The sequence below is a fragment of the Methanomassiliicoccales archaeon genome, from assembly GCA_035527755.1.
In the GTDB taxonomy this organism is placed as follows: Archaea; Thermoplasmatota; Thermoplasmata; order Methanomassiliicoccales; family UBA472; genus UBA472.
In genome coordinates this window covers 1-12,498 of the sequence record DATKZX010000014.1, presented here as the reverse complement: position 1 = coordinate 12,498, position 12,498 = coordinate 1, and the positions used below count along the sequence as shown (strand labels likewise).

11 protein-coding genes are annotated in these 12,498 nt (G+C 58.2%); 4 read left to right on the top strand and 7 right to left on the bottom strand.

All coding sequences use genetic code 11. The annotated features are described in order from the left end of the window. Positions 1-2 precede the first annotated feature (2 nt). The 4 genes from VMW85_05440 to VMW85_05425 all read right to left on the bottom strand — a co-directional run bounded on the left by VMW85_05440 (position 3) and on the right by VMW85_05425 (position 5,091). Positions 3-1,046, bottom strand: coding sequence for an iron ABC transporter permease (locus VMW85_05440; GenBank protein ID HUT27470.1), 1,044 nt, complete (start codon positions 1,044-1,046; stop codon positions 3-5). A 10-nt stretch (positions 1,047-1,056) separates the two neighbouring features. Continuing rightward, a complete protein-coding gene (locus tag VMW85_05435) occupies positions 1,057-2,283 on the bottom strand; it encodes an ABC transporter substrate-binding protein (protein HUT27469.1) in 1,227 nt (408 codons plus the stop codon). 101 nt (positions 2,284-2,384) lie between these two features. Beyond that, positions 2,385-3,242, bottom strand: a complete 858-nt coding sequence (locus VMW85_05430) for a cobyric acid synthase (GenBank protein ID HUT27468.1) — start codon at positions 3,240-3,242, stop codon at positions 2,385-2,387. Between the two features lies 1 nt (position 3,243). Then, a complete protein-coding gene (locus VMW85_05425; protein ID HUT27467.1) occupies positions 3,244-5,091 on the bottom strand; it encodes a cobyric acid synthase in 1,848 nt (615 codons plus the stop codon). 92 nt (positions 5,092-5,183) lie between these two features. Here VMW85_05425 and acnA point away from each other — a divergent pair, with 92 nt between their 5' ends. Genes acnA through VMW85_05405 form a run of 4 tightly spaced genes read left to right on the top strand, consistent with a single transcriptional unit; the run spans position 5,184 to position 10,391 of the window. Beyond that, entirely contained in the window at positions 5,184-7,796 is a 2,613-nt protein-coding gene (acnA, locus tag VMW85_05420) for an aconitate hydratase AcnA (protein ID HUT27466.1), read from the top strand. A 33-nt stretch (positions 7,797-7,829) separates the two neighbouring features. Further along, the gene (locus VMW85_05415; protein HUT27465.1) at positions 7,830-8,813 is read left to right on the top strand and encodes an ABC transporter ATP-binding protein; all 984 of its coding nucleotides are present in this window, start codon (positions 7,830-7,832) and stop codon (positions 8,811-8,813) included. Next, positions 8,810-9,595 (top strand): ABC transporter permease, encoded by a 786-nt coding sequence (locus tag VMW85_05410; GenBank protein ID HUT27464.1) that lies wholly within the window; start codon positions 8,810-8,812, stop codon positions 9,593-9,595. Before VMW85_05415 ends, VMW85_05410 begins: the two co-directional genes overlap by 4 nt. Position 9,596: 1 nt before the next feature. Then, positions 9,597-10,391 carry an ABC transporter permease gene (locus tag VMW85_05405; protein HUT27463.1) on the top strand — a complete coding sequence of 265 codons (795 nt, stop codon included), beginning with the start codon at positions 9,597-9,599 and terminating at the stop codon, positions 10,389-10,391. A gap of 30 nt (positions 10,392-10,421) precedes the next feature. Here VMW85_05405 and VMW85_05400 read toward each other — a convergent pair whose 3' ends face one another. From VMW85_05400 to VMW85_05390, 3 genes are all read right to left on the bottom strand, one after another. Then, entirely contained in the window at positions 10,422-10,808 is a 387-nt protein-coding gene (locus VMW85_05400; GenBank protein HUT27462.1) for a hypothetical protein, read from the bottom strand. A 44-nt stretch (positions 10,809-10,852) separates the two neighbouring features. After that, entirely contained in the window at positions 10,853-11,278 is a 426-nt protein-coding gene (locus VMW85_05395) for a hypothetical protein (protein HUT27461.1), read from the bottom strand. Positions 11,279-11,326: 48 nt separating this feature from the next. Further along, the coding region (locus tag VMW85_05390) for a PAS domain-containing protein (protein ID HUT27460.1) at positions 11,327-12,498 on the bottom strand (1,172 nt) is incomplete at its 5' end.

The following is a 12,498-nucleotide window of genomic DNA, read 5'->3' as shown; positions in this document are numbered from 1 at the left end:
CCTCACATGACATATTCTTTTCCCATTCTGATCATCAGGTAACCGAAGAACGGCGCCCCGATGACCGAGATTATGGCACCGATAGGAAGCTCCTGCGGGGCCACTGCAGTCTTACATACAATGTCTGCCACCAATAGAATGTTTGCCCCGAGCATCATGGACGCGGGCAATAATAAACGATGGTCACCGCCGACGATCATCCTCGCCAGGTGCGGGACGATCAATCCCACGAATCCGATGATACCGGTAAAGGCCACGCAGACCGACGCGAGCGCCGACACCAACATGAACATCGTGGTCTTGAATCGCTTGACGTTCATGCCCAGCTGCCGTGCCTGCTCGTCCCCCAACAGGATGACGTTGAACTCTTTGGCGTAGAAAAGCATGGCCGTGGTCAATGCCAGCACCGTGAACAGAATGATGAGCGTCGATTCCCAGGTCAGATAGGCGAAGGAGCCGAAGAGCCAGAAAAGCACCCCATGCAGCTTGTCGCTGTTGAAGTACATCAGCAGGGTGGTGCCGGCGGACAAGGCTATGCTCACGATGACCCCGCCCAGCACATAGCTTATGGGTCTTCCTCCGGCGGATTCGGCCAGGAGCATGGTTATCAGGAAGGCCGCGCTGGCGCCGACGAAGGCCATGATGGGCAGGGCATAGTTGGATATTTCGAGCAAGGTCACCCCGGCCAACACCGCCAGGGTGGCGCCCAGGGCGGCCCCGGAGGAGACACCGGTGATATAGGGATCGACCATGGGATTGCGTATCAAGGCCTGCATGACCACCCCGGCCACCGAGAGACCGACCCCTACGGCGATGACCGCCAAGGCCCTAGGTATCCTGAGATTGAGAATTACCAGTTCCTGGACGTTATGGTGCTCCCCACCGTTGACGATGAGGTTCCAGGTGGACTCCATGGCATCCTGGAAGGAGATGTCCATGGTGCCCAAAGTAAGAGATAAGAAAAAAAGAAGGACCAGGCTTACCGAGCCCAGACCGAGTATCATGATCAGCTTGAACTTCGCCCGGCTAGCCTTGGTACCCTCCATGGTTTCGTCCTCACAGGTTCTTCAGGTGATCATCGCCGATGACCGAGGACAGCGGCTCGATTCCGAACTGTTCCAGGTATGGCCGGGGGGGTAATAAAATAACGCCCTGGGCAACGTACTCGGAGGCAGTATCGAAAATGTTCGCCGCTGGTCCGGTCAATGCGTTGATGAGATCGTTGTTCACCAGAAGGATCGCGTTGGCTGGAGCTTCGAAAGAGGCCGATCCTGAGACCCAGTCCACGTAATCGTTCTCCAACACATAGGGTATGGTGACGTTGAAGACATCGCTGTGCAGTATCTTGGCCATCAGTTCCACGCCGTCCACCATGCGGGGACCGGGGCGATTGAAGAGATTCTCGGCCTGGCCTACGAGCACGTACACCTTATCGTTCTGTACCGCTGATGTCTCGGACCACAGCGTGTCGTTCTTCAACATGTCCAGCACTGCCTGGCCCGAGGTCTCCATCATCATACCGGTGACGAACAGATATTCGGGATCACGCTCCAGCATGGATTCCATGGCGATCTCGGGATAGGAGGTCATGTCGTCATAGGCGTTCTCGCCCATGGCCTTGTACATTATTTCGCTAACGAAGGTGCCGTTGCCGCTCAGGTATATCGGTTCCAGCCAGACACAGAAGGCCAGGGTAGGTTCCTCCTCGATTTCGGACATGGTCGCCTGGATCTCATCCAAACGGTCGTTCATGGAATCGATCAGCTGAGTGGCGTTCTCGTCCTGCCAGCATATCTCACCGATCATGGCGATGTTCTCATACACCTCAGCAAAGCTCTGGCCCTTGTTCAGCACGATGACGTTCAGCTGCAGGTCCTCCATCTGAGGCAGCATATCCAGCTGGGCCTGCACACCCTGGTCCACCAGGATGATGTTGGCATCCGCCTCTACGATGGCCTCGATGCTGGGAGTCCAGTAACCGCCGATGCTTGTCAAAGAACCGTCGTTCTTCCTGACGTCGACGTCAGCGGGCCAGTCACAGTAATCAGTGACGGCCACCAAACGTTCGCCTATGCCCAGGGCATAGACGATCTCAGTTAGAGATGGCGAACAGGAAACTATGCGCAACGGAGCTTCAGCGGTCGTCACGTTCCTTCCCTCGGCGTCCAACACGGTCACCGGTCCAGCGGTCTCCCCGCCGTTGTCATTATTCAGTACGATCAGAACACCGGCACTTACGATTATCAATGCCAGTAAGATAGCTATGATCATTTTACGATCCATTCGAACACTCTCAATGGTAGTAATTGGATGATATATCCAATTCGAGTTGGATAATACATCCAAGTATATATTGACTTTTCTTCAGGATCTGAAGGGAACGTTCACCTGGATGAATGTACGATTGCTTCGATGCCAGCCCAGTTCAGATGTCCTTCCCATTGCTGTAGGAGCAGGTCGAGGTCCTTCATCCATCTTTCCCGCACGTCGTTCTCTTTCGAACCTGGACCGGTACCACGGTCCAGGTCCATGGAGTCCTCCTGAGGAGCGGTGAAGCGAACGTAGGGCAGAACGCCCAGGCAAGGGACGCCCATGCGGGATTCCAGTTCCTCGATCCCGTTCTTTAGGATGGTGCTGTCCCCGCGGAAACGGTTGATGACGAAACCTTTCAGGAGATCCTTCTCCTCATCGTTCAAAAGCAGATATGTACCGAATATGCCAGCGAAGACGCCTCCCTTCTCGATGTCCCCCACCAAAATGACCGGGGAACGGGTGGTCTTGGCCAGCCACATGTTGGAGACGTCCTTGTCCTTCAGGTTCATCTCCACCGGAGAACCCATGCCCTCTATCACCACCACTTCATGACCAAGGATGTCCTCCTCGAACGAACGCATGACCTGCTGTCTCAGTTCTTCGATCACTTCTGTGGTGCTGTCTCCCGGTCCCAGGTCCTTCCATGGACGTCCTCGGAGAACGATCTGACATAGCCCGTTGCCCTTGGGCTTGACCAGTATGGGGTTCATATCCGAGGACGGCTCGACGCCACTGGCCCAGGCCTGATACGCTTGGGAGATGGCCATCTCTCCGCCGTCGTCGGTAACGAACGAGTTCAGGGATACGTTCTGTGATTTGAAAGGAACCACGTCCACGCCTTTTTGGGAGAGATGACGGCATATCGCAGCGGTGAGCGTGGTCTTTCCCGCGCCTGACGTAACCCCCTGGACCATTATCCTATGGACCATTTCACTCACCTCCAAGCAGATCGTTCAGGTCCAGATACCTCTCGATCTCTTTGGCCAACCTTTCCAGCGATATCTCCACGGCGGCATCGTGATCGATGTCCATCACCCTGTCATCGGACGAGCCCCTGGTGAGCGATAGGAAGAAGCGGCGAAAGGCCGGGAGATCGAACAGGCCGTGAAGATAGGTGCCCATGACCAGACCTTCTGGGTCGAAAAGGCCTTCCCCATGTCCGTCCGGACCCATGCTGAACAGCGGCTGGCCGTCGCCCACTTCCGTCCGGCCCATATGTATCTCGTATCCTCGCACAGGTCCGCCTGGAGCGGGGACGAGAGAGCCGGTCACCTGCACCGTCCTTTTATCATAGGAATCGAAATGTGTCACGACGTTTAGCAGACCCAGACCGGGAACTTCGGCCGACGCTCCCCCTTCCAACCCGTGAACGTCCACGATGCTCCGTCCCAACATCTGGTAACCGCCGCAAATGCCCAGGATGGGCATCTTTCCGGCCCTCTCCATGATGGCCTCGGCCATTCCCGTCTCTCTCAACCACTGAAGGTCCTGCACCGAGTTCTTGGTTCCAGGCACGATCATGGCGCTCACCCCGTTCAGCTCCGAAGGATGGTGTACGTACACAACGCGCACGTCTTCTTCGAGGCTCAAAGCGTCGAGGTCGGTGAAATTGGATATCATGGGCAGACGTACCACCGCCACCACCGTTTCGCCGGCCTTCATCTCCTTCAGCTCCAGGTCCATGGAGTCCTCCACCGGCAGATAGAGCGATGGCAGATGGGGCATGACCGCGATGACCGGCACCCCGGTCATCTCCTCCACGATCTTCAGGGCGGGACCTATAGTGCCGCCTCCGCCGCACATGTTGTTGATGATAACGCCTCGAAATAGCCTTCGTTCCTCATCGTCCAACAGCGCCAACGTACCTACGGTGTAAGCGAACGCGCCGCCCCAATCGATGTTGACCACCAACAGACATGTCGCATCGACCAGCTTGGCCACGTACATGTTCGCTACGTCCCTTCCGCGCAGATTGATCTCCGCCGGAGAACCGGCGCCCTCGATGACCACCACATCATTGGACCGCATCAGGCGCTCCAGGTTCCTGGCTATGATGGCTGGCGCTTCATCGGGCACGAACTTTGAATAGTATTCTTGCACGGTGGTGTCCCGGTAGGGGCGGCCTTCGACCACTACCTGAGAGATTACGCCCCCCTTGGGCTTCAGCAATATGGGGTTGAGTTCTCCCCTGGGCCTCGTTCCCGCCGCCCGAGCCTGCAGTTCCTGTATGCGGGCGATCTCTTCCCCGCGCTCGGTCACCATGGAGTTCAGGGACATGTTCTGGGACTTGAACGGGGCGACGGTGAGACCGCGGTTGCGGAACGCCCTACATAACGCCGTCACCATCAACGATTTTCCGGCGCCTGACGTCGCGCCGAGCACCATGATGGCCTTGGCCCGGCGGCGGTGCTTCCTATCTAACGATGCCTTCAGGTCCCTTCGTGTCGCCAGGTCCAGACCTGCGGGTCCCACCTCCGGCATGATCTCGAAGAGCGAGGCGGCCACGTCGTCCCGGTGCATCCAAAGACAGCTCTGGCATGACCACACCCGGCCACCGGTCCGGCGGGATGTGACGAACGTACCCAACAGTGGGTCCTCACAGGGATATAGTGGACAGAAACAGAAGGTGCAGTTCTGATCGGCGTGATGACAGGGGAAGTTGGCGCACTCCCTATCCCCGCGGATGAGCCCCCTGGTCATCTGTGAGCGTAAAACACCGACGTGGTCATTGTAATTGCCCTCAGAATCGTTCTGGACCGGCTCAATTGGATTAATCATCCAATCGGTGAACCCCTCTATCGCCATAATATTCTTTGCCCGTCCCCTTGCAATCCTTTAAAAGCATGACCGCTTACTGCCAATAGAGCAAAATGGTACCACCTGTTGACTCCTTTAAGACCAAGAGCGCGCTTCAACTGAACGACGGGACGCTACAGTTCTATTCCCTGAAGAAGATGGGAGAGAAGGTGGAAGGTTTCCCCTTCTCCATCAAGGTCATTTTAGAATCGCTGCTGAGACAGGAGGACGGAGTGCTCGTCACCGCGGACGACATCCGAAAGATCATGTCCTGGACACCCGCCGGGGACGAAGGAGTGGACATACCGTTCATTCCCGCCCGGGTGGTGCTGCAGGATTTCACCGGGGTGCCTTCGGTCGTCGATCTCGCCGCCATGCGGGACGCCATGAAAGAGCTGGGCGGCGATCCCTCCCTCATCAATCCGATGGTACCTGTAGACCTCACCATAGACCACTCGGTGCAGACCGATTACCATGGCACCTGTTACGCCCAGGAGCGGAACGAGGAAGTGGAGATGCAGCGGAACCGCGAGCGCTATTCCCTATTGAAGTGGGCCCAGGGAAGCTTCGACAACTTCCGTGTGGTGCCCCCGGGGAACGGCATCATCCACCAGGTAAACCTGGAGTGCCTGGCGCCGGTGGTATGGAAGCGAAAAGGCGTTGCCTATCCCGATTCCGTATTCGGCACTGACTCCCACACCACCCAGATAAACGGATTGGGAGTGGTGGGATGGGGCGTCGGCGGCATCGAGGCCGAGGCGGTCATGCTGGGCCAGCCCTATTATATGCCCTTGCCTCAGGTCGTGGGGTTCAAACTGAAGGGCAAGCTACCGAAGGGGGTCACCGCCACCGATATGGTGCTGACAGTGGTGGAGATGCTGCGCAAGGAAGGGGTCGTAGGCAAATTTGTGGAGTTCTACGGACCGGGGATCAAGAACCTATCCCTGCCGGACAGGGCGACCTTGGCCAACATGGCGCCTGAGTACGGTGCCACCATGGGATTCTTCCCGGTGGACGAGGTGACCGTGGCCTATCTGCGGAAGACCGGCAGGAAGGACCTTTGCGAGCTGGTCGAGACCTATTGCCGGGAACAGGGGCTTTTCTACGAAGGGCAGGAACCGGATTACAGCGACTATCTGGAGCTGGACCTCAGCAGGGTGGTCAGGTCCTTGGCCGGGCCGAAGAGGCCGCAGGACCGCATCGATCTCAGCATGATGAAGGAAAAGTTCGATGAACTGGTCAGCAAGCAGGGAGGAGCGAAGAAAGGTGAGGTGATGAAGGACGGCGACGTGCTCATCGCCTCCATCACCTCCTGCACCAATACGTCCAACCCGTCGGTCATGATGACCGCTGGGCTGCTGGCCAAGAAGGCGGTGGAACGGGGTCTGAGACCTAACCCCAATGTCAAGACCAGTCTGGCGCCGGGCAGCCGGGCCGTGACCGCGTATTTACAGAAGGCCGGCCTGATGCCCTACCTGGAGGCCATGGGCTTCCATGTGGTGGGATACGGCTGCCTGACCTGCATCGGCAACAGCGGACCGACCCGGGACGATCTGGCGGCGGACATCGTCAAGCACGACCTAACCGTGGCGGCGGTGCTTTCGGGAAACCGCAACTTCGAGGGACGCATCTCTCCCTACGTCAAGGCCAATTACCTGGCGTCCCCGCCCCTGGTTGTCGCTTTCGCCATCGCCGGACGCGTCGACCTGAATATGGAGAAGGACCCGCTGGGCACCGACCCCAACGGCGACCCGGTCTACCTGAACGATATTTGGCCCTCGCCGAAAGAGGTGAACGCCGCCTTGACCAATGTTGACGAGAGGATGTATCGCCAAGCCTACTCCACCGTCTTCCAGGGCAGCGATCTCTGGAACAAGGTACCGGCGCCGAAAGGTAAAACGTTCAAATGGGAGCCATACTCGACCTATATCCGGAAGGTACCTTTCTTCGAGGGTATGACCGCCAAGGCCAAGGAACCGAAGAAGATACGCGGGGCCAGGGCGCTGGCGGTACTAGGTGACAGCATAACCACCGATCACATCTCTCCGGCGGGAGGGTTTTCGGCCGCAAGTGTAGCGGGCAAGTACCTGTTGTCATTGGGAGTGAAGGAGAATGCGTTCAACTCCTACGGTTCCCGGCGCGGCAACCACGAGGTCATGATGCGGGGGACGTTCGCCAACATCCGTCTCAAGAACGCCATGGCCAAAGGCAGGGAGGGAGACCTTACCGCCCTTCAGCCTGAGGACCAGGTCATGGACATCTTCTCCGCTGCCCGGGAATATCGGCGGAGGAACGTGCCGTTGATCGTCCTGGCCGGAAAGGAGTACGGCACCGGCAGTTCCCGGGACTGGGCGGCCAAAGGCCCGCATTTACTGGGAGTGAAAGCGGTCATCGCCGAATCCTTCGAGCGCATACACCGCAGCAACCTGGTGGGGATGGGCGTACTGCCCTTGCAGTTCACCTCTGGACAGAGCGCTTCGTCGTTAGGCTTAGATGGCAGCGAGGAGTACGATGTGGAGATCGACGAACTTAGGCCCAGGGCCGTGGTCACCGTCAAGGCCATGAAGGGGGCGAAAGTGATCGAGTTCCAGGCCGAGGCCCGTCTGGACACCCCGGTAGAGGTGGACTATTACCGCAACGGGGGCATATTACAGGCCGTGCTGCGGAAGCTGACCAGTCAGGGGTAAGGTCATTATATTGGATATATCATCCATCCCCCCATGAACGATGGGAGCGAGACGGTCATCTCCGTGAAGGACCTCACCAAGGTCTATCCGGCGGCGAGGCGTCTCCTCGGGGACGGAGGGAGAGAGAAACTTGCGGTGGACCGAGTGGACTTCGAGGTCCGCCGTGGTGAGATATTCGGGCTGCTCGGACCCAATGGTGCCGGCAAGACCACCACCATCAAGATGCTCTCCACCCTGCTGATACCCACCTCCGGCAAGGCCACCGTCCTGGGGTTGGACGTCGTCAAGGACGCGGTCAAGCTGCGGCCGAGGATCAATCTGGTGTCCGGGGGTGAGCGGGGGTTGTACTTTCGCCTGACCGGAAGACAGAACCTGGATTTCTTCTCGGACATGTACAGAGTGCCGAGGGAAAGGAAGAAGACCAAGGTCCAGGAGCTGCTGGACCAGGTCGGTCTGAGCGACGCGGCGGACATTCGGGTGGAGAACTATTCTCGGGGGATGAAGCAGCGATTGCATTTGGCGAGGGGGCTGGTCAACGATCCGGAGATGCTCTTCCTGGACGAGCCCACCTTGGGTCTGGACCCGGAGATAGCCCGGGAGACCCGTGCGCTCATACGTGAGCTGTCGCGTAAAGGCATGACCATCATGCTGACGACCCACTACATGTTCGAGGCGGACGAGCTTTGCGATCGCCTGGCCATCATTTCAGATGGTCAGATAAAGGCCCTGGGATCCCCTTTCTCCATGAAGGAATCGGTGCGCAACGATACGGTCATCGAGGTGGAGGCCCGCGATATCGGAGAAGGACAGCGGCAGGGACTTGCCGGCCTACCAGGCGTTTCAGCCGTATCCATGGAATTTCTAGAGGGGCGTCAGCTGGCCAGGATGGTCGTGGAGGAGGCGGGATCGCTCATACCCAAGGTGGCCGCGCTGCTCGAAGGCCGCAAGGTCATCAGCATCCGGGTGGACCAGCCCACCCTGGAGGACGCCTACATCAAGATGGTGAACGGAAAATGATCAGCCTGCGGGCCATGAAGGCCGCCCTCAAGCAGCAGTCCATCCACTTCTTCGTGGACCCCCAGTGGATCATTCCCAGCATCATCGCCCCCTTCATCTTCACCACCGTCACCCTTTTTCTGTTCCGACATGCCGGAGGGGACCTTCTGTTGTACGCCGTGCTTGGCGGAGGCGTCCTGGGGATGTGGGGGAACACCATTCACAGCAGCAGTTGGTCCATTGGATACGATAGAATGAACGGGACGCTGGAATCCATCATGGTCACTCCTGCGCCCCTCTCCTCCGTGGTCTTCGGCCGCTGCCTGTGGAACGCGTTCCTGGGTCTGCTGAACGCCCTAGCGGTCTTCATCGTCGCTCATTTCGCCTTCGGCATCGACGTGTCCGTGCGCGACCCATTGGGTTTCGTGACCGCACTTTTCCTCACTCTTCTCTCCCTCGCCGTCCTGGGCATGATATTCGGAGCCTTCTACGTGGTGACGAGGGCTTCCAGCGCCTTCTTCCAAATGTTGGAGTTCCCCATCTACGTCCTCTCGGGCGCGGTGTTCCCGCTGGTCATACTGCCGGAGTGGACCCGTCCGTTCTCCTACGCCATCCCGGCGACCTGGGGCGCCGAGGCCCTCAAGATATCCGCCTTCACTGGCTATGATTCCCTGAGCATCGGCTTGCCGGGCGCATTGGGGCTGACCGCCTTGACGACCATCGTCTACCTGTTGATATCATTCCAGCTCTTCACCTATCTGGAGAAAAGGGCCAAGATCAACGGCACCCTGGTGAGGTACTGACATGCTGCGCGACATCATCGGTGTCAAGGCCTCGAGCCTGGTGGCCATGCGGTCGCAGTTCGCCGTCGTGGGTCCGACGCTGTGGCTTATGCAGATCTTGGCGACCTCCCTGTTCCAGATGTGGTTCTTCGTGCTGGTCAGCGATTTCGCCGGTGATCCGGGAGCCAGCCCAGGATACGTGGCCCTGGGGAACGCCGTGGCCTCGCTGACCTATGCCGCGATATACGGCGTCTGCATGTCGGCGGGGGCGGAGAAGCACATCGGCACCATGGCGACCATAATGTCCACACCGACACGGATGTACTACGTGTTCCTGGGAAAGGGGGTCTACCAGTCGTTCATAGGTCTGTTCACCGTGAGCATGTCCCTGTTCTTCGCCTCGGTGTTCTTCGGCGTGGACCTATCCGCCGCCGAACCGTTCACCTTGGCCGCAGTGCTGCTGGTCACCTGCTTCAGCATGGTGGGCTTCGGTCTGATCATCGGCAGCGTCGGCGTATATCTGCGCTCCTCGATGGTGCTAGGTTCCATCGTGCTCTATCTGGGACTGCTGCTGTGCGGAGTGAACTTCCCCATTTCGTACCTGCCGGGTTGGGTCCAGCCGATATCATATGCCTTCCCCCTCACCTACGGCGTGGAGGCGGTGAGGGAGGTCGCCATCGGGGGATCGTTAGGTGACGTCTCCGGGCTGCTGGTGGCCATGCTCGCCCTGGGCATCGCCGCTTACGTGGCTGCCTATTTCCTCTTCTGTTTCTTCGAAAAGCTGGCCCTCAAGAATGGGTCCTTGGATGTGTTCTAGACACCTTTCCGACACTCCTTTGAGAGCTGTTCACAGCAGTCCGAGGACGATCAGTGCCATCCCGGCGATCGTGTAGGGTAGGAACGTCGCCGCGACCTTGCCTCGCAGGAACATCTGAACGCCTTCCCTGAGCCCTTTCTTCACCCATAGCGACTGGAGCGTACGCCCCAGCACGAATGTGGCCAGAACGGCCATGGCCAGGGAGAGCGACCTCGGCTCAATGAAATGAAGGTACCAGAACAAGATGATGCCGGACAGAGATCCGGTCATGGTCAGCCACGCCCATTTCGGGCGTCCTCTCTCCCGTCCAGCGTCGGCGAACATTCTCGCCCACCTTCCAGGGAAGACCCTCATGGAAAGCAGGAGGAACGAGCTGACCGACCCCAAGAAAACGCTGATGGCAGAGAGCGGCTCCATGTTATTAAATTCAGTATTGATTATTTTAACTCTCGCATCCGGACCTATTTAAGCACCTTGCCGATCTCTTCGACCAGCAACCAATCGTCCATGTTGGTGAAATGTGCGCGGGTGAACCGGAACTCCGGCAGTTCCTCGAAACCGGCGACGGTGACCAGCACCACGTAGCGCTTGCCGGCCATGCGCAGGAACTGTTTTTCAGAAAGCCAGAGGATGCGGCGGTAGCTTTCCATCAGGGAGACGCTCTCATCGTGCGTCAGTTTGGGGGAGTCGTAGACCCGGGTGACCTTTCCCCGGCCGTGGACGATCTGCTTCCCGTCGTTCTCGGTGAAGTACAGCATGTCGCCTACGTTGACCTTGCCATACGGTGAACGACGTCCCATTGCCGCCCGACCCACCATGGTCTTGTCGCCTCGGCGCATGGCCTCCAGGGCGCCTGCCGGCTTGTCAAGGTAAACAATGTGGTCCATCTAGTGAGGGAATAGCTGAAGGAAGATAAACCAATTGCTCGGAAATTCCTACAACGGCCGAAGAACTGAGATGATGCGGCGCTCTTTTCCTTTACCCATGAAGATCAGGTAACGCATGACATCGACCCTGGTCCCGTCCTTGCGCTGTAAAGTGGCGGGCGCAGAGATGCGCCCTCCGATGTTGAACCGGCGGTATGGCTCTTTATACTCGGGCGAAGGGATGATGATTTCCCGGGTGTTCCCCAAAGCGGCCAGCTCCTCCCACGAATATCCCAGCTCGGAACAGATCGATTCATTATAGAGGTACAGGTTACCATCGATATCGTGGACCAGCACTGGACGGGGGTATTTGTTTAGCGTTGCGTCCAAGGGACCTTGGGGATCTCGGACCGCCGCCTTCAACTTCGGGGCCAACTCCCAAATTCCGGTCTGGGGAAACTCGGTCACCGGCTGCTGCCGGAATATGACCACGATACGGTCCACCATGTCACCCTTGAAGACCGGCACCCGGTGAACCTGGAATTCCATTCGGTCATGTATTACCGGGACCGATTCCTCGGTGACCGTGGTGTATCCATATCGGAATATCTCCTCGTATAGGTACCAGCTCTCGGCGGGAAGTCCGATGAAAAGCTCGAAGATCGTCTTCCCCTCGAGTGCGGTGTCCAACCCTAGACCTTCCAAGAACTTCACGAAGGCGCTATTGCCCTGGGTGACCTTCAGCCCCCGGTCCACCATAAACACCATTTCCGCCATGGCGTCCAGCATGATCCTTTGATTGTTCTCCGCCTGTAAAAGGGCGAACTCCACCATCTTGCGTCGGACGATCTCCTCGTGAAGGCGCTCGTTCGCGAGAATGAGCTGGGAGCGTTCCTCCACCATCATCATCCTCTGGACGTTCTCCGTGCGTATCGTGTTCAATTGCTGGAAGAGATCGCGGGAGATGTCTGTGGACCCACCATCAGATGGTGGAAGATGGAAGTAGTTCTGACAAAGCATCCCCTGCTCGATGATGATAGGGTAAGAGGTCAGCGACCGCATCAACAGCTTCGGTGAGAGGGTGGTGTGGTCGTACATGCATACCACGGTGATCTCCAGCTCGTCCCTGATCCGGTCCAACTTTCGCCACGTTCCCTCCTCTGGTATTTGTTCAGCGAGCTCCTCGGGCACGTCCATGATCAGACGGGTCCCGGAATATCCCTGCCCCCTTGCCTGATGGA

Coding starts and splice junctions, on each gene's coding strand:
- VMW85_05440 (HUT27470.1), bottom strand. CDS start 1,046: ATGGAGGGTACCAAGGCTAGCCGGGCGAAGTTCAAGCTGATCATGATA.
- VMW85_05435 (HUT27469.1), bottom strand. CDS start 2,283: ATGGATCGTAAAATGATCATAGCTATCTTACTGGCATTGATAATCGTA.
- VMW85_05430 (HUT27468.1), bottom strand. CDS start 3,242: ATGGTCCATAGGATAATGGTCCAGGGGGTTACGTCAGGCGCGGGAAAG.
- VMW85_05425 (HUT27467.1), bottom strand. CDS start 5,091: ATGATTAATCCAATTGAGCCGGTCCAGAACGATTCTGAGGGCAATTAC.
- acnA (HUT27466.1), top strand. CDS start 5,184: ATGGTACCACCTGTTGACTCCTTTAAGACCAAGAGCGCGCTTCAACTG.
- VMW85_05415 (HUT27465.1), top strand. CDS start 7,830: ATGAACGATGGGAGCGAGACGGTCATCTCCGTGAAGGACCTCACCAAG.
- VMW85_05410 (HUT27464.1), top strand. CDS start 8,810: ATGATCAGCCTGCGGGCCATGAAGGCCGCCCTCAAGCAGCAGTCCATC.
- VMW85_05405 (HUT27463.1), top strand. CDS start 9,597: ATGCTGCGCGACATCATCGGTGTCAAGGCCTCGAGCCTGGTGGCCATG.
- VMW85_05400 (HUT27462.1), bottom strand. CDS start 10,808: ATGGAGCCGCTCTCTGCCATCAGCGTTTTCTTGGGGTCGGTCAGCTCG.
- VMW85_05395 (HUT27461.1), bottom strand. CDS start 11,278: ATGGACCACATTGTTTACCTTGACAAGCCGGCAGGCGCCCTGGAGGCC.